Origin of the sequence: Agrobacterium tumefaciens, from assembly GCA_025559845.1 — a bacterium.
Taxonomy (GTDB): Bacteria; Pseudomonadota; Alphaproteobacteria; order Rhizobiales; family Rhizobiaceae; genus Agrobacterium.
In genome coordinates, this window is the sequence record CP048469.1 from 2,825,826 (window position 1) to 2,844,033 (window position 18,208).

Here is an 18,208-nt window from a genome sequence, read left to right on the forward strand (position 1 = left end):
ACAGATATGCTCAACCGTATCCAGTCGTTTTTCCAAACCCTTGTTGGCCCGCACACAGATGACTTCAGCCCCGATGATTTGAGAGTGGCTGTTGCCGCGCTCTGTTTTCAGGTGATGGAGGCAGACGGCACTGTTTCAAAGAGCGAGCGGAATCGTCTCCGCGAGATCCTTCAGGACTATTATCACCTGGACTCCGGAAAACTCGACGCCCTGCTTGCTGCGGGGCAGGAAGCAGGCAAGGAAGCCGTCGATTATTATCGCTTCACAATCGATATCCGCCGTCACCTCGATGAGGATCAGCGTATCGAGCTTATTGGTATACTGTGGGATATTGTTTACGCTGATGGTGAGCGAAGCGAGATGGAAGACCACGTGATCTGGCGTGTTGCCGATCTTCTCGGTGTTTCTGCTCGTGACAGGGTTCTGCAACGTCAGCAGGCAGCCACGCGGTCATTGCCTTCTGAAGAAAGCGAAAACGACGAAGATGCTGTTTGACCCCTCCCGGCAACAGAGAAGACAACCATCGATCCTCATCGTTCTGCATCAGGAGCGTTCAACGCCGGGGCGCGTCGGGCAAATGCTGGTGGAAAAAGGCTACAGGCTCGATATCCGGCGCCCCGCGCTCGGGGACGACCTGCCGACGACGCTGGAAAAACATGTCGGCGCCGTCATCTTCGGTGGACCGCAAAGCGCCAATGACCACCATGATTATGTAAAGACCGAAATCGACTGGTTGAAGGTGCCTCTGAAGGAAAATAAGCCATTCCTCGGCATCTGTCTCGGTGCGCAAATGTTGTCCAAGCATCTGGGCGGCAAGGTTGAGGCCGACAAGGAAGGCAAGGTCGAAATCGGCTGGTATCCGTTGCATCCCACGGAACATGGCCGTCTGCTGATGCCGCACTGGCCGAAAATGGTCTATCATTTTCACAAGGAAGGTTTCGAGCTTCCACGCGGCGCAGAATTGCTTGCCGCTGGCGACACCTATCCGCATCAGGCTTTCCGCTACGGAAAAAATGCCTGGGGGCTGCAGTTCCATGCGGAATTGACACGCGCCATGATGCATAGCTGGGTGGTGCGCGGTGCGCAGCGTTTCGGCATGCCGAACGCACAGGTGGGCAGTCAGCATCTCGAAGGACGCATGTTGTTCGACACGCCGCTTCGCGCATGGCTCGGCAACTTCCTCGACCTGGTTTTTGAGGGCAAGCCGCAGCGCTGACGAGGCGAAGCGCTTTTAATCCTTCGGCAGGTCCAGACTGTCGATTTTCCGCAACTTGGAAAAACCGAGCGCCCAAATAACCGCGACGGCGAGCGTTCCGGCACCGCCTATGACGACCGCCGGTACAGCCCCGAAGACATGTGCCATCGTACCGGCGCGGAATTCGCCCAATTCGTTGGATGCACCGACAAATACGGAATTGACGGCGTTGACACGCCCACGAACCTCATCCGGCGTCCAAAGCGCGATCAGTGTTTCACGCACGTACACGGACACCATATCGGATGCGCCCATGACAACCAGCGCCGCGATAGAGAGCCACGCTGTCTCGGAAAGACCGAAAACCACCGTCGAAACCCCGAAAAGTCCGACGCCGACAAACATCAGCAAGCCCGCATGGTGACGGATCGGTTTGAAAGCGAGAATGACGGCAACGACAATCGCGCCGATACCCGGAGCAGCGCGCAGAAGCCCTAGTCCCCATGGCCCCAGTGTCAGCACTTCCTTGGCGAAAATCGGCATCAGAGCAACCGCACCACCGAGCAGAACTGCAAACAGATCGAGCGAGATCGCGCCGAGGACCACCTTCTCCTGCGCAATGAAGCGGAAACCCGCCAGCATGCTCTCGAGGCTGACCGCTTTTGCGGGGCTGCGCTGCTCGGGCTTGCGGATGATAAAAGCAAGAATGGCAGCAAGCGCAAAAAGTGAAAATGCCACCCCGTAAGCCAGGGAGGCGCCCACGCCGTAAAGCAAACCACCAACCACAGGACCAAGAATGGAGGCCATCTGCCAGGACGACGAATTCCACGCCACCGCATTTGGCAGATCTTCAACCGGGACAAGATTGGGTCCGAGCGACTGAACGGCCGGCCCCATGAATGCGCGCTCGATACCGATTACCACCAGGATGGCGAAGACCGGCCAGGGTGCAAAGGTATGGGTGAGCGTCAGACCTAGCAAAGCAGCAGCACACACGGCAGCAACGATAAAACCAATCGCCATGATGAGCCGGCGATTGTGCCTGTCGGCAACCGTACCGGTAACGAGGATCAGAAGCAGCGATGGCAAAAACTGAAAAAGACCGATCAGACCAAGGTAGAAGGCATTTCCCGTCACCTCATACATTTGCCAGCCGACCGACACGCTGACGATCTGAAACGCAAACGCCGCGAAAAACCGGGCGGTAAAGAAACGACGGTAGGAACTATGCCGGAATGCGCCGAAACGGTTTTCGGCAGAAATCAGTGACATCGGCTGAGCGCTCTCGATAATATGAGGGCTTTCCCATAGAAGGATATCACAAGAATCGCCAGCGCTGTTTGGGCAACACTTGCCGGTTAACGCGCCAATGTCTAAATGTCTTGCAACGAAGACACGGAGATATTGATGCTTGCCCTGTTTCAGACGATCGATCTGGCCCTGAACCTCTTTGTATGGGTGCTGATTGCCAGTGCTATTTTTTCCTGGCTCTATGCCTTTAACGTCATCAATTCCCGAAACCAGTTCGTGAATGCGATCGGCAGCTTCCTTTACAACATTACGGAACCGGTTCTGCGTCCTATTCGTCGCATCCTGCCCAATCTGGGCGGCATAGACATTTCGCCGGTGATCCTGCTGCTGATCATCTTCTTCATCCGCTCCTTCATGTGGAACACGCTTTATCCAGCGCTTGTCTGAAACAGAGTGCCCGAGAGCGTTGATCGCGATATTCAGCGCCAACAACAAAAAACCTCCGGATCGATGTCGAGCCGGAGGTTTTTTTATCACTTGAGAAACCGGGCTAATCAGCCCTGCGTCTTGTAGCGCTCGATGGCTTCAACGATCAGCTTCTTGGCAACGTCGACGTTCTGCCAGCCGCCGATCTTCACCCACTTGCCGGGCTCCAGATCCTTGTAGTGTTCGAAGAAGTGCTCGATCTGCTTCAGGGTAATTTCCGGCAGATCCGTGTAGTTTTCGATCTTGTCATAGCGGCGCGTCAGCTTCGGCACCGGCACGGCGATGATCTTCTCATCCTTGCCACCGTCATCTTCCATGATCATCACGCCGATCGGACGAACGTTGATGACGCAGCCCGGAACGAGCGGACGGGTGTTGCAGATAAGAACGTCGATCGGATCGCCATCATCAGACAGGGTGTGCGGCACGAAGCCGTAGTTACCCGGATAAGTCATTGGCGTGTAGAGGAAACGATCAACGATCAGCGCACCGGCGTCCTTGTCCATCTCGTACTTGATCGGCTGACCGCCAACCGGCACTTCCACAATAACATTCACGTCTTCCGGCGGATTCTTGCCTACGGAGATTGCATCAATACGCATTCGCTTCCCTCATTTCGACGGGTTGGGTTCGGTTTTCGATAATGGGAAAGTCGTGGCATTGCAACATGGCTTTAAAAGGATCAGGCAGAATGCCTCATCCTTCGCTGTCAGCTTATCCACGATTTTTGGAAATGAAACGGAAGAGCAGCAAGCCACCGGCAACATCCGTTTCGCTCAGTTCCAGACGAAACCGATCTTGCGCAACGAGGTGCCGCCGAAATCTTCCATGCCCTCGGCAATGTCACGACCGCCATGCGAACGGAAAAAGCGATTGGCGACATCACTGTCTTCAAGGCACCAGACAACAATCCCCTGGCAACCAAGCGACGTCAGCAGTCTGCGCGCCTCGGTAAACAGCAGCGAACCGAGGCCGATTCCCTGATATTCCGGACGGAGATAAAGTTCGTAGACTTCACCATCATGCGGAAGGCCGCGCGCGCGGCTAAGGCCCAGCGTCGCATAACCGGCGACCACGCCGGCCACCTCGACAACAAGCATCGTGGCTGAGCCACGGGTTGCCTTCTTCCACCACAATTCGCCACGACGCTCGAGCATCTGCGTCAACGGCTTGTGCGGAATCAACCCGGCATAAGCCTGTTGCCACGACAGACGGTGCGCCTCTGATATGGCGCGCGCATCATGCGCTTCGGCACGGCGAACATCTATGGATAACGTTTTCATAACGCGATTCTGGCCCCGACCGCGGAAACTTGCCAGCCATAAAGGTTAACGGCACCAAGCTTACCCACAGCCTATTCATGTGGACGACCAGAAAAAATTAACGCATCCTTAACCTTTAATACAAGCCGCTTTCGACTCATCCCCAAATAAAAAACCCGGCACGAAGGCCGGGTTTTTCAGGATCACTCGCGATCGGCGATTAGACGGCAAGCTTTGCCTTCTCGAAACGCTTACGGTCGTTAGCATCGAGGAACATCTTGCGCAGACGGATCGACTTCGGCGTCACTTCCATCAGTTCGTCGTCCTGAATCCAGGAGAGGGCGCGGTCGAGCGTCATGCGGATCGGCGGCGTCAGCTTAACGGCTTCATCCTTGCCAGCGGCACGAATGTTGGTGAGCTGCTTGCCCTTCAGCACGTTGACTTCGAGATCGTTGTCGCGCGTGTGAATGCCGATAATCATGCCGGCATAGACCTTTTCACCTGGCTCGATGATCATCGGACCACGATCTTCCAGGTTGAACATGGCGTAGGCAACAGCTTCGCCGGAACCGTTGGACAGCAGAACGCCGTTGACACGGCCAGCAATCGCACCCTTGAAGGGCTGGTAGTCGTGGAACAGGCGGTTCATGATCGCCGTGCCACGCGTGTCGGTCAAGAGTTCGGACTGGTAACCGATCAGACCACGCGTCGGGGCGAGGAACTTCAGACGAACGCGGTTGCCACCGGACGGACGAAGCTCGGTCATTTCAGCCTTGCGCTCGGACATTTTCTGAACGACGACACCGGAATGCTCTTCATCGACGTCGATAACGACTTCTTCGATCGGCTCGATGGTCTGACCATTTTCGTCCTTGTGCATAACGACGCGCGGACGCGAAACGGCAAGCTCGAAGCCTTCACGACGCATGGTTTCGATCAGAACGGCAAGCTGCAATTCGCCGCGACCCGAAACGAAGAACGAATCCTTGCCTTCGGCTTCTTCGATCTTCAGCGCAACGTTGCCTTCGGCTTCCTTGAACAGACGATCGCGGATAACGCGCGACGTTACCTTGTCGCCTTCCGTACCAGCCAGCGGCGAGTCGTTGACGATGAAGGACATGGTGACCGTTGGCGGGTCAATCGGCTGCGCCTTCATTGCTTCGTTGACCGAAGGATCACAGAACGTATCGGCAACCGTACCCTTGGAAAGGCCGGCAATAGCAACGATATCGCCCGCATGAGCTTCGTCGATGGCGGTGCGTTCGATACCGCGGAATGCGAGGATCTTCGAAATACGGCCAGTTTCAACGGTCTTGCCGTCCTGACCGAGAACCTTCACGGCCTGGTTCGGCTTGATCGAGCCCGAAGCGATACGGCCGGTGATGATACGGCCGAGGAAGGGGTTGGCTTCAAGGATCGTACCGATCAGACGGAACGGACCTTCTTCAACGGTTGGCTCAGGAACGTGCTTCAGAACCAGGTCGAGCAACGGAGCAAGGCCTTCATCCTTCGGGCCTTCCGGGTTGACGTTCATCCAGCCGTCGCGGCCCGAACCGTAGAGGATCGGGAAGTCGAGCTGTTCGTCGGTGGCATCCAGATTGGCGAAAAGGTCGAAAACTTCGTTGATGACTTCTTCATGGCGGCCATCCGGGCGGTCGATCTTGTTGATCGCAACGATCGGCTTGAGACCAACCTTGAGAGCCTTGGACACCACGAACTTCGTCTGCGGCATCGGGCCTTCAGACGAATCGACCAGAACGATTGCACCGTCCACCATCGAGAGAATACGCTCAACTTCACCACCGAAGTCGGCGTGGCCGGGGGTGTCGACGATGTTGATACGAACACCTTTCCACTCAACCGAAGTCGCCTTGGCGAGAATGGTAATACCGCGTTCTTTTTCGAGGTCGTTCGAGTCCATCACGCGCTCTGCAACGCGCTGGTTGTCGCGGAAGGAGCCGGACTGCTTCAGAAGCTCGTCAACGAGCGTCGTTTTTCCATGGTCAACGTGCGCGATAATCGCGATGTTGCGAAGGGCCATATGATAAATCTCTGAGGTTGGGGCGCTAATCGTATGGGGTGCGCCAATTTAGTTTGGCGCGCTCATAACCTTTTTTTTGTAAATGCGAAAGGGGGGCTTTGTCATAAGCCCCCTGCGCCTAGGTTCTAGCTGAGAAATGTGACGGTCTTTATGCAAGCCCGCGTTTGGCGAGCATCGCATCCGGACTGGGCATCTTGCCGCGGAAAGCGAGATAGGCTTCCTCAGGGTCAATCGACCCGCCCACGGAATAGATATTGTCCTTCAGCTTGCGCGCCATTTCCGCGTTGAAGGCATCGCCGGTTTCCTCGAAAGCGGCAAAGGCGTCAGCATCCAGCACCTCCGACCACATGTAGGAGTAATAACCGGCGGAATAGCCATCACCCGAAAATACATGCTGGAAATGCGGGGTTGCATGCCGCATTACAATCGATTTCGGCATTTTCAGCTCGTCCAGCACCTCGCCCTGCACCGCCATAGGATCAGCCACCGCATCGCGCGTGTGGAAGGACATGTCGACGATTGCCGAAGAGGTAAACTCGACCGTGTTGAAACCGGCATTGAATGTCTGCGCGGCCAGCACCTTGTCGAGCAACGCCTTGGGCATGGGCTCGCCAGTCTGGTAGTGAAGCGCGTATGTCTCCAGAATTTCCGGAACGGTCAGCCAGTGTTCGTAGAGCTGCGACGGCAATTCCACGAAATCGCGGGATACGCCCGTCCCCGAAACAGAAGGATACGTGACATCAGACAACATGCCATGCAGGGCATGACCGAATTCATGAAACAGCGTCCGCGCGTCATCGAGCGAAAGCAGCGCCGGTTTGCCTTCGGCGGGTTTTGCGAAATTGCAGACATTGTAGATGATCGGCAACTCACCGACAGCGCCGTTCTTGAGCGGCAGCTTGTGCTGCGATTGGAACGAACTCATCCATGCGCCGGAGCGCTTGGATGGGCGGGCGAAATAATCGCCGAGGAACATTGCCTTCAGTTCGCCGCTGCCATTGCGGATTTCAAAAACCCGCACATCGGGATGATAGGCCGCGACACCTTTCGTTTCGACCGCGCGGATGCCGAAAAGCCGGTTGGCAACATCGAAGCAGGCGTCGATGATTTTTTCCAACTGCAGATAAGGCTTGAGCTCAGCCTCCGAGAAGCTGAACTTCTGAGCGCGGAGCTTTTCCGCATAATGACGCCAGTCCCATGGCATCACGTCGTGGTTTTTGCCTTCCTTCGCTATGATTGCCGAAAGTTCAGCCTCTTCTTCACCAGCGCGGGCAACGGCCTTTTCCCAGACCTGACCAAGCAATCCATTCACCGCATCGGGCGTTTTCGCCATGGTGTCGTCCAGCTTGTAGGCGGCAAAAGTCGCATATCCCAGAAGCTTCGCCTTTTCTTCGCGCAGCTCCAATGTCCGCTTCACCGTTGCACGGTTGTCAGTTTCGCCACCGTTTTCACCGCGTGCCACCCAAGCATTGAATGCCTGCTCGCGCAGATCACGACGCTCGGAGAAGGTCAGGAACGGCTCGATGATCGAGCGCGACAGCGTCACAGCAAATTTTCCATCCTCACCATGCTCGCGCGCGGCTCCTGCCATCGCATCGCGCAGGAATGCAGGAATTCCGGCAAGTTCCTCTTCGGAGGACAGCAGAAGCTTCCAGTTCTTTTCATCCGCCAGGACATTTTGTCCGAATCTGGCGCCGAGCCCGGCCAGTTCCTCATTGATCGACGCAAGCCGTTCCTGGCTCTCCTTCGGCAGCTTCGCGCCGGAGCGGACAAAGCCCTTCCAATGGCGCTTCAGAACACGCTTTTCCTCGCCTGTAAGACCGAGATCATCACGCTTTTCCCAAAGGGCATCAATACGTTTGAACAACGCCTCGTTCATGCCGATCCTGGAATAATGGCGCGACATTTTCGGTGCGATCTCCCTCTCCAGTCCTTGAATGACCGGATTGGTGTGTGCACCTGCCTTGTTCCAGAAGAGTGCCGAGACCCGTGAGAGATCGTCTCCGGCGATTTCGAGTGCAGTGACAGTATTCACGAATGTCGCCGGTTCGGAATTATCGGCAATCGCATCGATTTCCTTGTCGTGCACAAGAAGTGCCGCATCGAAGGCTTCGGCGAAATCCTCGTCCCTGACAGCTTCAAACCTTGGCAGCCCATTCGGGCCATTCCAGTCTACGAGTGCGGGATGGGGAGCGGCTGCGGATGCCATTTCGTATTCCTCATGCGATTGCTGCTTTGCATCATATGGGCATGCCTTCCCCACCAATTCAATACGCGGGATTTGATGTGGAGGACGATGACCCGACAGGTGCCGAATATTGACCATGTCAGCGATGACATGGTTACATTTCCATCCATATCCCATGATGGAGATATGTATTATGGAGATTTATTCCTTAAGGTCTGCCAGCAGTTTTTCTTCAAAGAAGATTCCAGAAACACCAAAGCCGTGGCCACCCCTGATTTTGAACAGACCACGCACAACGAAACGACCGCAACCTTTGAAGATGCCGTAAAGCGCATCGATTTTACCAGCCTGAGCCCGCGGGAACTGCGGGAATTTGCCCGAGGTTACTACGACACCGGCAAGATCGGCCATGACACATGGGTCGAGCTCTCTTCCGACTTGCCAATGCAAACGCTGAACGCCAATGGCGAAGTTGTCGATATCAGCAATGTCACAGATGATACTCAGTTCGATTTTGTCGGCTACTTCTCGGACCGCCTTGAAATAGCGCGATCGATCGGCACCGTCGAAGAAATGGACAAGATAGAAAACGTCTTGTCCTTTTTCGCGTCGGCTTGAAGTGTTGCGGTAAAGGAATATCGCCCGGTATCTTGACCAGGTCGGGAAATACTTTGTCCATTTACGACAAAATCTGTCATATGCCATTGATTGTCGCCGGGATTTTAGTAAGGCTGACTTACGAAAAGGCGGATCATGGGCACGAAACTCGAAAAAGATTCATTGGCTTTTCTGCTCAACAGCAGCGCACGCATGTTGAATACAGCTTTTGAGCGCCGCATCGCCGATGCTGGTCTTGGACTGACACCTGGCGAAGCGAGGGCGTTGCTGACGGTTGCCATCATCGACGGCAGCAAGCAATCCGACATCGCCGCACGTCTTGGTATCGAGCCTATGACGATATGTGCCTATATCGACAAACTTCAGTCTCTCGATCTCGTCGAGCGCCAGCAGGCCCCCAATGATCGCCGGTCAAAGCGCATCGTGCTGACGGAAAATGCAGACGAGATGCTGAAAGCGGTGAGGCAGGAAATCGACCAACTTCTGCGTCAGGCCACGCAGGGTTTGAGCGAAGCCGATATCGCTACCTTCCGCAATTGCCTTCAGGCCCTTCGGGAAAATCTTCAACCGGAACAGCCGTCCCAGAGCGGTCAGTGAGACATGTCATCAAAAACCATCATGTCCAGGCGGCGCACGGCCATGCTCGGCGCGCTCCTGACCGCACTCGGCCCGATCTCCATGGCGATCTATACGCCGGCCATGCCGGAACTGGTGCATGGCTTTGCCACGACGGACTCCGCTGTGAAGATGAGCCTCTCGCTTTATTTCGCGGGATTTGCCTTGGCACAACTGATTGCCGGTCCCACCTCTGATGCGTTCGGACGGCGCACGGCAAGCCTGATTTTTCTGTCGATCTTTCTGCTCGGTAGTGTACTCGCCATTCTTGCCCCGACGATCGAGTTTTTGCTGCTGGCGCGTCTGGTACAGGGGATTGGCGCCTCCGTCGGCATGACCGTTGCCCGTGCCTTTGTGCGTGACCAGTTTACGGGCGCCGAAGCCTCCAGCATCATGAACCTCATCGGCATCATGCTTGCCATTGGCCCCGCAATGGGCCCGACGATCGGCGGCCTGTCGCTCACCGCTTTCGGCTGGCAATCAATTTTCTATCTGCTGGCCGGCCTTGGTGTCATCGCCATTCTATCGGTTGTTTTCTACCTCCGGGAGACAACAATTCCGGACAAAAACCGCATACGGCCGACGCGACTTCTTTCCGCCTATCGGGAATTGCTGGGGCAACCACGCTTTCTGCTGGGCGCACTCGTTCTCGGTGGCTCGATTGGCGCCCTTTATGCGCAAGCGACCATGCTGGCCTTCATCCTCATCAAGGATGTCGGCCTGTCGCCGACAGCTTTCGGTGTCGGCATGCTGATGCAATCCGGATCCTATTTCTTCGGCTCGATCGCCCTTCGCTACATCGCACCGAAGCTCGGAGATCGGCATTCAACCGTTCTCGGCCTCTGTTTTTCAGGCGCGGGCGGGCTTCTCATCATGCTGTCGGTGTTTTTCCTGCCGCCGTCCTTCCTATCCATCATGGGGCCGGTTGCCGTAGCAACCGTAGGGATCGCGCTGCTCACCCCTTCCATGGTCACCGCAACACTGGCCCCCTTCCCGCACATTGCCGGATCGGCGTCGGCCATGATGGGCTTCATTCAGATTGGCTCTGGCTTTATCGGTGGAGCAGCCGCCTCGCTGATCAATTCGCCGCTAACGAGCTTCGGTATCATCATTCCCGTCATGGAGTTCACTGCCGTCGCGAGTTACATCGCCTTCCGCGTCATCTCCAAAAAGAGCGCATGAAAAACCCGCGGACCATAAGATCCGCGGGCTGACGTAATCCCAAAATCGTGTCGACGATCAGCCGAGAAGATTGCGCTTTGCCAGCGTGCGAAGGCGCAGCGCGTTCAGCTTGATGAAACCTGCGGCATCCTTCTGATCGTAGGCGCCGTGGTCGTCTTCGAAGGTTACCAGAGCGTCGGAATACAGCGACTTTTCGCTTTCACGGCCGGTGACCATGACGTTGCCCTTATAGAGCTTCAGCGTCACTTCGCCTTCGACATGCTCCTGGCTCTTGTCGATCAGCGCCTGCAGCATCTCACGCTCCGGCGAGAACCAGAAGCCGTAATAGATAAGCTCGGCATAACGCGGCATCAGCTCGTCCTTGAGGTGAGCAGCACCGCGGTCGAGCGTGATGGATTCAATGGCGCGATGTGCGGCAAGCAGGATGGTGCCGCCGGGCGTTTCATAAACGCCGCGAGACTTCATGCCGACGAAACGGTTTTCAACGAGGTCGAGGCGGCCGATGCCGTTTTCGCGGCCATAGTTGTTGAGCGTGGCAAGCAGGGTTGCCGGCGACATTTCAACACCGTTGATGGAGCAGGCATCACCCTTGCGGAAACCGATCTTGATGACGGTGGCTTTGTCGGGAGCTGCTTCCGGCGAAATAGTGCGCATATGCACGTATTCCGGAGCTTCCACTGCAGGATCTTCCAGAACCTTGCCCTCGGAAGACGAGTGCAGCAGGTTAGCATCCACGGAGAAAGGCGCCTCACCCTTCTTGTCCTTGGCAACCGGAATCTGATGCTCTTCAGCGAATTTCAGGAGATCAGTACGGCTCTTGAACGACCAGTCGCGCCACGGAGCGATGATCTTGATATCCGGGTTGAGCGCATAGGCAGAGAGCTCGAAACGAACCTGGTCGTTGCCCTTGCCGGTCGCGCCATGCGCGATCGCGTCAGCACCGGTCTTTTTGGCGATGTCGATAAGGTGCTTGGAAATCAGCGGGCGGGCAATCGATGTGCCGAGCAGATAGACACCTTCATAAACGGCATTAGCGCGGAACATCGGGAAGACGAAGTCGCGCACAAACTCTTCACGGACGTCCTCGATGAAGATTTCCTTGATGCCCAGCATCTCGGCTTTCTTGCGCGCGGGCTCAAGTTCTTCACCCTGGCCGAGATCAGCCGTAAAGGTCACGACTTCCGCGCCGAGTTCCGTCTGAAGCCATTTCAGGATGATCGAGGTGTCGAGACCGCCGGAATAGGCAAGAACGACTTTCTTTACGTCTTTCGGGAGTGCCATAGTGATGTCCATCTGCATGATGACGGCATGGGGCATGCCGCCATTTCCTTGGGATTTCGGCACTTTTACAGTGCAACCCCGAAGGTGTGAAGCGCTTTTCCCAAAAAGACATGCGCCAAAACAAAGAATTGGAGAACCGAAACCCGGGGAACGGTACGGCTGGACAGGCCGAAGCTTGAGTGGGGGCTGGAACGAAGGAATTGTCACATGCATTATGTGTTTCGCGCCGTAACATCGACGGACGCGAAACAGAAAGCGTGAATGAAGCCACTCAGGGCTCAAGAAACGTTGCAAGCCGCTGGAAACAGCAGGAAACGACGGGAAGGAGAAACCGATGACGATCATCCACCCAGCATTCAAGGAAGACAATGTTGCCGTCATTACCGGTGCCGCGTCAGGCATCGGTCTTGCTGCGGCGCGTAAGTTTGCCGGCTTCGGCATGAGCGTCGTGCTCGCCGATCTGGATGGAGACAAGCTTGCCGAAGCACATGCCGAGGTTCTCAAGCTATCCAAGGATGGCGAGGCGCAAATTGTCGCCGTGCCGACCGACGTATCGAAGCTCGATGAACTTGAAGCACTCGAACGTGCCGTCATCCAGCGTTTTGGGCGCGTACATGTTCTGATGAACAATGCAGGAATTCAGCCGGGAAGTGCGATCTTCGGCCCACAGGCCAATTGGGAAAAGATCATCAACGTCAACCTGATGGGCGTCGTGAACGGCAGTCGGGTTTTCGGTCCGGGTATGGTCGCGCATGCTGAACCGTCGCTCATCATCAACACCGGCTCGAAACAGGGCATCACCACGCCGCCCGGCGATCCCGCCTACAATGTATCGAAAGCCAGCGTAAAAGCCTTCACCGAGGCGCTGCAACATGAATTGCGGAATATCGCCAGCAGCGCTGTTTCCGCGCATCTGCTCATCCCGGGATATGTTTTCACCGGTCTGACCGCCAATGGCAGAACGGAAAAACCCTCAGGTGCATGGACGGCCGAACAGACGGTCGATTTCATGGTCGACAGTCTTGGTAATGGCGATTTCTATATTCTTTGCCCAGACGGAGAGGTGGACCGCCCGACGGACGAAAAACGCATTCTGTGGGCCGCCTACGATATCGTTCAGAACCGTCCGCCGTTGTCGCGCTGGCATACGGAGTATTCGGCCGAATTTACAACGTTCCTCAAGAACTGATTTTTCGAACCTGCCGCGCCTTGAAACGTGCGGCAGGCGCGCTCTGCTCCTCCGTTGCCCCGAGGATTCAAAGGCATTGGCAGAAGCGCGAAATCGCGTTAATCAACGGCATCTCCAGTTTTTTCAGGTGCCGTGATGGATTTCGTTCCAAGCCTGCCAACTCTTGCTGCATTCACCATCGCCATCCTGCTTCTGGCCGTAACCCCCGGCCCCGACATGACGTTGTGGATCAGCCGATCCCTGCGGGAAGGCCGGAAGGCCGGTTTCGTGACCCTTGTCGGCTCCAACATCGGCATTACGGTACACACCCTGCTGGTCGCATTCGGCGTCGCAGCCCTGATCGTTGCGTCACCAACCGCCTTCATGGTTCTGAAGACTGGTGGGGCCGCCTATCTCGTCTGGCTGGCCATTCAGGCAATCCGCAAGGGTTCTGATTTCGTGATGGTGAAGACCACGGGCGCGAAACCTCAGGCGTCCCTGAAGTCTGCCCTGTTGAACGGCATATGGGTGAACCTGCTGAACCCCAAGGTCATCATTTTCTTCATGACCTTCCTCCCGCAATTCGTCAGCGCCTCTGACCCTCACGTCACCGGCAAACTGATCTTTCTTGGCATCTGGTCAATCATTGTCGCGCTTCCGATCGGTATCGGCATTGTGGTTGCGGCGGATTCCCTGTCGAGCTGGCTGCAAAGCAACCGCAAGGTCCTGCGCGGGCTCGATTACACGATTGCCGGTGTCTTCTCGCTGTTCGCCGTCAAAATCTTCCTGACACAGGCAAAATAAAAGGCGCTACCAGGAGCGCCTTTTAATCCGTCAGCCGATCAACAGCTCATCGTCATCCAGTTTCTGTCCGCGTATCTTGCGGAACATCTCGATCAGATCTTCCACCTGCAAGCCCTTGCGGCTTTCGCCGGAGACATCGAGGACAATCTCGCCCGCGTGCAACATGATCGTACGGTCACCATAGTCGAGCGCCTGGCGCATGGAGTGCGTCACCATCAGGGTCGTCAGCTTGCGCTCGGACACCACTTTGCGGGTGAGTTCCATAACGAATTCCGCCATCCCCGGATCGAGCGCGGCCGTATGCTCGTCAAGCAACAGGACATCGGACCCGGAAAGGGTTGCCATAACAAGCGAAACGGCCTGTCTCTGACCGCCAGACAGCAAATCCATCCGGTCTTTCAGGCGATTTTCAAGACCGAGACCGAGCAAAGCAATACGGTCCTTGAAGAAGTCGCGGCGTCCACCGCCAAGCGCTGGCATCAGCCCGCGCAGTTTGCCGCGTGCCGCTGCCAGAGCAAGGTTCTCTTCAATGCTCAAAACACCGCAACTGCCTGCCAACGGGTCCTGGAAGACACGTGCCACCTGACCGGCCCGGCTCGCCGTCGGCTTGCGTGTCACATCCACACCGCCAATCGTGACCTTTCCCGCTGTTGGCAGGACATCGCCAGCCAGAACGCCGAGCAACGTGGATTTTCCCGCGCCGTTCGAGCCGATGACCGTCACGAAGGAACCTCCTTCGATGGTCAGATCAATCTTCGCCAGCGCCTGTTTCTGCAAGGGCGTCCCCTTGCCGAACACGACTTGAATATCGGACAGCGAAATCATGATGTGGCTCCCCGGCGCAGACGCGGCAAGATCAGCGCAACGGCGACCAGCACGGCTGTAACGAAATTGAGATCGGAGGCTTTCAGGCCCAGCGCATCGCTCGAAAGCGCGAGCTGGATAGCCAGACGGTAGGCAATCGAACCAAACACACAACCGATCAGGGCAATGAGAATGCCACGCGAACCAAACAGCGTTTCACCGATGATGACGGCGGCAAGGCCAACTACGATCGTGCCGACGCCGGACGTCACGTCAGCGAAACCGTTGGTCTGGGCAAACAGTGCTCCACCCAGCGCGACGAGCGCGTTGGAAAGCGCCATGCCAAGATAGATCTGATTGCCGGTCTTCACGCCTTGCGCCCGCGCCATTCGGGCATTGGCGCCGGTAGCGCGCATGGCAAGGCCCGCATCGCTTTCCAGAAAACGCCAGACAATGATGACGACGACCACCGCCAGTACACCAACGAACAGCGGCCGAACCAGGTATTCGGAAACACCGAGCCCGTAGAACGGTTCGATAACCGTTTCCTGGTTGAGCAGAGCCACATTTGGCTTGCCCATGACGCGCAGGTTCACGGAGAACAGCGCGATCATGGTCAGGATCGAGGCGAGAAGATTGAGGATCTTGAAACGGACATTCAACAGCGCCGTCACCATCCCAGCCGCCGCGCCCGCCAGCATGGCAACACCCGTGGCAAGCCACGGGTTCAATCCGGCAATGATCAGCACCGCCGCAACAGCAGCCCCAAGCGGGAACGATCCGTCAACCGTCAGGTCCGGAAAATCGAGCACGCGGAAAGCGAGATAGACGCCGATAGCGACGAAGGCAAAAACCAGCCCAAGCTCGACGGCACCCCAGAAAGCGATTTGGCTCACAAGAAAAGTCCTTGGTTTACCCGCCGCACAAGAAACGGTTGCGGCTGAGGATAGCAGAAGGGCCGCTTTAAAGCGGCCCCGCAGGGATTAGTCGATGACCTTGGTGGCGCGTTTCGTGACGCTTTCCGGGAAAGTCACACCAGCCTTTTCAGCGGCGGTCTTGTTGAGAACAAGGTCAGTACCAACAGCAACCGTAGCCGGAATGTCGCCAGGCTTTTCACCCTTGAGGATGCGAACAACCACGGCACCGGTCTGTTTGCCGACGTCGAAGTAGTTGAAGCCGAGAGCTGCAATGGCACCGCGCGCAACCGAATCCGTGTCAGCCGCATAAAGCGGGATCTTCGCTTCGGATGCGACGCCCGCAGCAGCCTCAAAGGCCGAAACGATGGTGTTGTCGGTCGGAACGTAGATCACGTCGGCCTTGCCAACCAGTGCGCGGGTCGCACCCTGCACTTCGGCAGACTTCGTGGCGACGGATTCGACAACCTTGAGACCGGCCTTCTCGGCTTCAGCCTTCAGCATTTCCAATGTCGAAACGGAGTTAGCCTCGGCGGAATTGTAGATGTAACCGACGGTCTTGGCGTTCGGCGTGATTTCCTTGATCAACGCCAGATGCTCATTCACTGGCAGCGCATCGGAAAGACCGGTGACGTTGCGGCCGGGCTTGTCCATCGACTTCACAAGCTGCGCGCCGACTGGGTCGGAAACCGCCGTAAATACGACCGGAATATCACGCGTGGCAGCAGCCACGGCCTGTGCGGATGGCGTGGAGATCGGTACGATCACACTCGGCGCATCGCCAACGAACTGGCGGGCGATCTGTGCTGCCGTGCCGGGATTGCCCTGCGCGGACTGGTAGACGAACTTCAGGTTTTCACCTTCCTTGTAACCGGCTTCCGCAAGGGCCGCCTTGACGCCATCACGAGCGGCGTCAAGTGCCGGATGCTCAACGATTGCGGTGACTGCAACGGTTACGTCTTCTGCTTTGGCCGGCATGGCAAGGGCGGTAGCAGCCGCCAGTGCCAGAATAAGTGCGCGCATGGGTATCCTCCGATTGTTTTCGTTTCTTTGCCTTCTTTAGGAAAGCGCCAAGTCGAAATCAATCACGCAAGCTCTATGGCAACCATCAATTCTTCTTTTGCAAGAAAATCAGTCGTCAGCGCCATGATTGGCGATCATCATTGCTTCGAAAGCAAGACGTTCGGTTTTGCGCATGCGCTCGGATTCGGACTTGAGCTGACCGCAGGCCGCCAGAATGTCGCGCCCGCGCGGCGTACGGATCGGCGAAGCATAACCGGCCTGATTGATGAAATCGGCAAACTTCTCGATCTGCGCCCAATCGGAGCACTGATAATTGGTGCCCGGCCAAGGATTGAACGGAATGAGATTGATCTTGGCAGGCACGCCCTTCAGAAGCTGAATCAGCATCTTGGCGTCTTCCAGGCTGTCGTTGACATCCTTCAGCATCACATATTCAAAAGTGATGCGGCGGGCATTCGACAGGCCGGGATACTTGCGGCAGGCCTCGATCAGCTCCTTCAGCGGATACTTCTTGTTGATCGGCACCAGCATATCGCGCAGATCGTCGCGCACGGCATGCAACGAAATTGCCAACATAACGCCGATCTCGTCACCGGTCCGGAAGATTTCCGGCACGACACCGGATGTCGACAGCGTCACACGACGCTTGGAGAGCGAGAGGCCATCGCCATCTGTCGCAATCAACAGCGCGGTCTTCACATTGTCGAAATTGTAAAGCGGTTCGCCCATGCCCATCATGACGATGTTGGAGACCTTGCGACCTTCGCTCGGAACATATGCACCGACAGGCGTCGAACCATCGGGAAAATCGCCAAGACGATCGCGTGCCAGCAGTAGCTGAGCCAAGATTTCTTCAGCGGTCAGGTTGCGCACCAGACGCTGCGTGCCGGTGTGGCAGAACGAACAGGTCAGCGAGCAACCGACCTGGCTGGAAATGCACAGCGTGCCGCGGCCCTCTTCGGGAATGTAGACGGTTTCCACTTCGACAGGACGGCCAGCACCGCGCGGCGGGAAGCGCAGGAGCCATTTGCGTGTCCCGTCGTTGGAGATCTGCTCCTCCACGACTTCAGGGCGAGCAATGGTAAACGCGGCCTTGAGCTTCTCACGAAGCTCCTTGGCGACATTCGTCATATTGTCGAAGTCTGAAACACCGCGCACATAGAGCCAATTCCACAACTGGCTGACGCGCATTTTCGTCTGCTTCTGCGGTACGCCGATTTCCATCAACGCATCCGCCATCTCCTCACGCGTCATGCCGATCAGCGAGGGTTTTCCGGACATAAGGTCGCTATTGGCCACAAGTGGCGTCTTGACTGCCAGTCCGGCAGTGGCTTCCATTACGGACATCACACTATCCCATCATCCAATGCATCGCC

At 56.5% G+C, this 18,208-nt stretch carries 17 protein-coding genes and 1 pseudogene; 8 read left to right on the plus strand and 10 right to left on the minus strand.

Annotation, left to right across the window (positions count from 1 at the left end):
* Positions 1-6 precede the first annotated feature (6 nt).
* Together FY156_14135 and FY156_14140 are read left to right on the plus strand one after the other, a co-directional pair.
* The gene (locus FY156_14135; protein UXS02523.1) at positions 7-495 is read left to right on the plus strand and encodes a hypothetical protein; all 489 of its coding nucleotides are present in this window, start codon (positions 7-9) and stop codon (positions 493-495) included.
* The gene (locus FY156_14140; protein ID UXS02524.1) at positions 485-1,216 is read left to right on the plus strand and encodes a glutamine amidotransferase; all 732 of its coding nucleotides are present in this window, start codon (positions 485-487) and stop codon (positions 1,214-1,216) included. Before FY156_14135 ends, FY156_14140 begins: the two co-directional genes overlap by 11 nt.
* 15 nt (positions 1,217-1,231) lie before the next feature.
* Here FY156_14140 and FY156_14145 read toward each other — a convergent pair whose 3' ends face one another.
* Positions 1,232-2,467, minus strand: a complete 1,236-nt coding sequence (locus FY156_14145; GenBank protein UXS02525.1) for an MFS transporter — start codon at positions 2,465-2,467, stop codon at positions 1,232-1,234.
* Between the two features lie 135 nt (positions 2,468-2,602).
* Between FY156_14145 and FY156_14150 the strand changes: the two genes are divergently transcribed.
* Positions 2,603-2,893, plus strand: coding sequence for a YggT family protein (locus FY156_14150; protein UXS02526.1), 291 nt, complete (start codon positions 2,603-2,605; stop codon positions 2,891-2,893).
* A 107-nt stretch (positions 2,894-3,000) separates the two neighbouring features.
* Here the strand turns inward: FY156_14150 and ppa are convergent, their stop codons facing one another.
* The 4 genes from ppa to FY156_14170 all read right to left on the minus strand — a co-directional run bounded on the left by ppa (position 3,001) and on the right by FY156_14170 (position 8,444).
* Complete coding sequence (gene ppa, locus FY156_14155; GenBank protein ID UXS02527.1) at positions 3,001-3,534, minus strand: inorganic diphosphatase; 534 nt, start codon at positions 3,532-3,534, stop codon at positions 3,001-3,003.
* Positions 3,535-3,708: 174 nt separating this feature from the next.
* Positions 3,709-4,215, minus strand: a complete 507-nt coding sequence (locus tag FY156_14160) for a GNAT family N-acetyltransferase (protein UXS02528.1) — start codon at positions 4,213-4,215, stop codon at positions 3,709-3,711.
* Positions 4,216-4,414: 199 nt separating this feature from the next.
* Positions 4,415-6,235 carry a translational GTPase TypA gene (gene typA, locus FY156_14165; protein UXS02529.1) on the minus strand — a complete coding sequence of 607 codons (1,821 nt, stop codon included), beginning with the start codon at positions 6,233-6,235 and terminating at the stop codon, positions 4,415-4,417.
* 148 nt (positions 6,236-6,383) lie between these two features.
* Positions 6,384-8,444 (minus strand): M3 family metallopeptidase, encoded by a 2,061-nt coding sequence (locus FY156_14170; protein ID UXS02530.1) that lies wholly within the window; start codon positions 8,442-8,444, stop codon positions 6,384-6,386.
* A 172-nt stretch (positions 8,445-8,616) separates the two neighbouring features.
* Here FY156_14170 and FY156_14175 point away from each other — a divergent pair.
* The 3 genes and pseudogenes from FY156_14175 (at position 8,617) to FY156_14185 (ending at position 10,838) form a co-directional block, all read left to right on the plus strand.
* A pseudogene (locus tag FY156_14175) lies at positions 8,617-9,041 on the plus strand (hypothetical protein).
* Between the two features lie 135 nt (positions 9,042-9,176).
* Entirely contained in the window at positions 9,177-9,638 is a 462-nt protein-coding gene (locus FY156_14180) for a winged helix-turn-helix transcriptional regulator (GenBank protein ID UXS02531.1), read from the plus strand.
* 21 nt (positions 9,639-9,659) lie between these two features.
* Complete coding sequence (locus tag FY156_14185) at positions 9,660-10,838, plus strand: multidrug effflux MFS transporter (GenBank protein ID UXS03157.1); 1,179 nt, start codon at positions 9,660-9,662, stop codon at positions 10,836-10,838.
* A gap of 57 nt (positions 10,839-10,895) precedes the next feature.
* Here FY156_14185 and FY156_14190 read toward each other — a convergent pair whose 3' ends face one another.
* Positions 10,896-12,119 (minus strand): argininosuccinate synthase, encoded by a 1,224-nt coding sequence (locus FY156_14190; protein ID UXS03158.1) that lies wholly within the window; start codon positions 12,117-12,119, stop codon positions 10,896-10,898.
* Between the two features lie 334 nt (positions 12,120-12,453).
* On the opposite strand from FY156_14190, the gene FY156_14195 reads away from it, so the two are divergent.
* Entirely contained in the window at positions 12,454-13,308 is an 855-nt protein-coding gene (locus tag FY156_14195) for an SDR family NAD(P)-dependent oxidoreductase (GenBank protein ID UXS02532.1), read from the plus strand.
* Between the two features lie 135 nt (positions 13,309-13,443).
* Positions 13,444-14,091, plus strand: coding sequence for a LysE family translocator (locus tag FY156_14200; protein ID UXS02533.1), 648 nt, complete (start codon positions 13,444-13,446; stop codon positions 14,089-14,091).
* A 30-nt stretch (positions 14,092-14,121) separates the two neighbouring features.
* Here FY156_14200 and FY156_14205 read toward each other — a convergent pair whose 3' ends face one another.
* The 4 genes from FY156_14205 to rlmN all read right to left on the minus strand — a co-directional run bounded on the left by FY156_14205 (position 14,122) and on the right by rlmN (position 18,179).
* A complete protein-coding gene (locus FY156_14205) occupies positions 14,122-14,916 on the minus strand; it encodes an ABC transporter ATP-binding protein (protein UXS02534.1) in 795 nt (264 codons plus the stop codon).
* Positions 14,913-15,791: an ABC transporter permease gene (locus FY156_14210; protein UXS02535.1), complete on the minus strand. Its 879-nt coding sequence runs from the start codon at positions 15,789-15,791 to the stop codon at positions 14,913-14,915. The genes FY156_14205 and FY156_14210 overlap by 4 nt, the downstream gene beginning before the upstream one ends.
* Positions 15,792-15,878: 87 nt before the next feature.
* Positions 15,879-16,832: an ABC transporter permease gene (locus FY156_14215; GenBank protein ID UXS02536.1), complete on the minus strand. Its 954-nt coding sequence runs from the start codon at positions 16,830-16,832 to the stop codon at positions 15,879-15,881.
* A 108-nt stretch (positions 16,833-16,940) separates the two neighbouring features.
* Positions 16,941-18,179, minus strand: coding sequence for a 23S rRNA (adenine(2503)-C(2))-methyltransferase RlmN (rlmN, locus tag FY156_14220; protein UXS02537.1), 1,239 nt, complete (start codon positions 18,177-18,179; stop codon positions 16,941-16,943).
* Between the last annotated feature and the right edge of the window lie 29 nt (positions 18,180-18,208).

Excerpts from the sequence above, each read along its gene's own strand:
- FY156_14135 (UXS02523.1), top strand. The coding sequence starts at position 7 with ATGCTCAACCGTATCCAGTCGTTTTTCCAAACCCTTGTTGGCCCGCAC.
- FY156_14140 (UXS02524.1), top strand. The coding sequence starts at position 485 with ATGCTGTTTGACCCCTCCCGGCAACAGAGAAGACAACCATCGATCCTC.
- FY156_14145 (UXS02525.1), bottom strand. The coding sequence starts at position 2,467 with ATGTCACTGATTTCTGCCGAAAACCGTTTCGGCGCATTCCGGCATAGT.
- FY156_14150 (UXS02526.1), top strand. The coding sequence starts at position 2,603 with ATGCTTGCCCTGTTTCAGACGATCGATCTGGCCCTGAACCTCTTTGTA.
- ppa (UXS02527.1), bottom strand. The coding sequence starts at position 3,534 with ATGCGTATTGATGCAATCTCCGTAGGCAAGAATCCGCCGGAAGACGTG.
- FY156_14160 (UXS02528.1), bottom strand. The coding sequence starts at position 4,215 with ATGAAAACGTTATCCATAGATGTTCGCCGTGCCGAAGCGCATGATGCG.
- typA (UXS02529.1), bottom strand. The coding sequence starts at position 6,235 with ATGGCCCTTCGCAACATCGCGATTATCGCGCACGTTGACCATGGAAAA.
- FY156_14170 (UXS02530.1), bottom strand. The coding sequence starts at position 8,444 with ATGGCATCCGCAGCCGCTCCCCATCCCGCACTCGTAGACTGGAATGGC.
- FY156_14180 (UXS02531.1), top strand. The coding sequence starts at position 9,177 with ATGGGCACGAAACTCGAAAAAGATTCATTGGCTTTTCTGCTCAACAGC.
- FY156_14185 (UXS03157.1), top strand. The coding sequence starts at position 9,660 with ATGTCCAGGCGGCGCACGGCCATGCTCGGCGCGCTCCTGACCGCACTC.
- FY156_14190 (UXS03158.1), bottom strand. The coding sequence starts at position 12,119 with ATGGCACTCCCGAAAGACGTAAAGAAAGTCGTTCTTGCCTATTCCGGC.
- FY156_14195 (UXS02532.1), top strand. The coding sequence starts at position 12,454 with ATGACGATCATCCACCCAGCATTCAAGGAAGACAATGTTGCCGTCATT.
- FY156_14200 (UXS02533.1), top strand. The coding sequence starts at position 13,444 with ATGGATTTCGTTCCAAGCCTGCCAACTCTTGCTGCATTCACCATCGCC.
- FY156_14205 (UXS02534.1), bottom strand. The coding sequence starts at position 14,916 with ATGATTTCGCTGTCCGATATTCAAGTCGTGTTCGGCAAGGGGACGCCC.
- FY156_14215 (UXS02536.1), bottom strand. The coding sequence starts at position 16,832 with ATGCGCGCACTTATTCTGGCACTGGCGGCTGCTACCGCCCTTGCCATG.
- rlmN (UXS02537.1), bottom strand. The coding sequence starts at position 18,179 with ATGTCCGTAATGGAAGCCACTGCCGGACTGGCAGTCAAGACGCCACTT.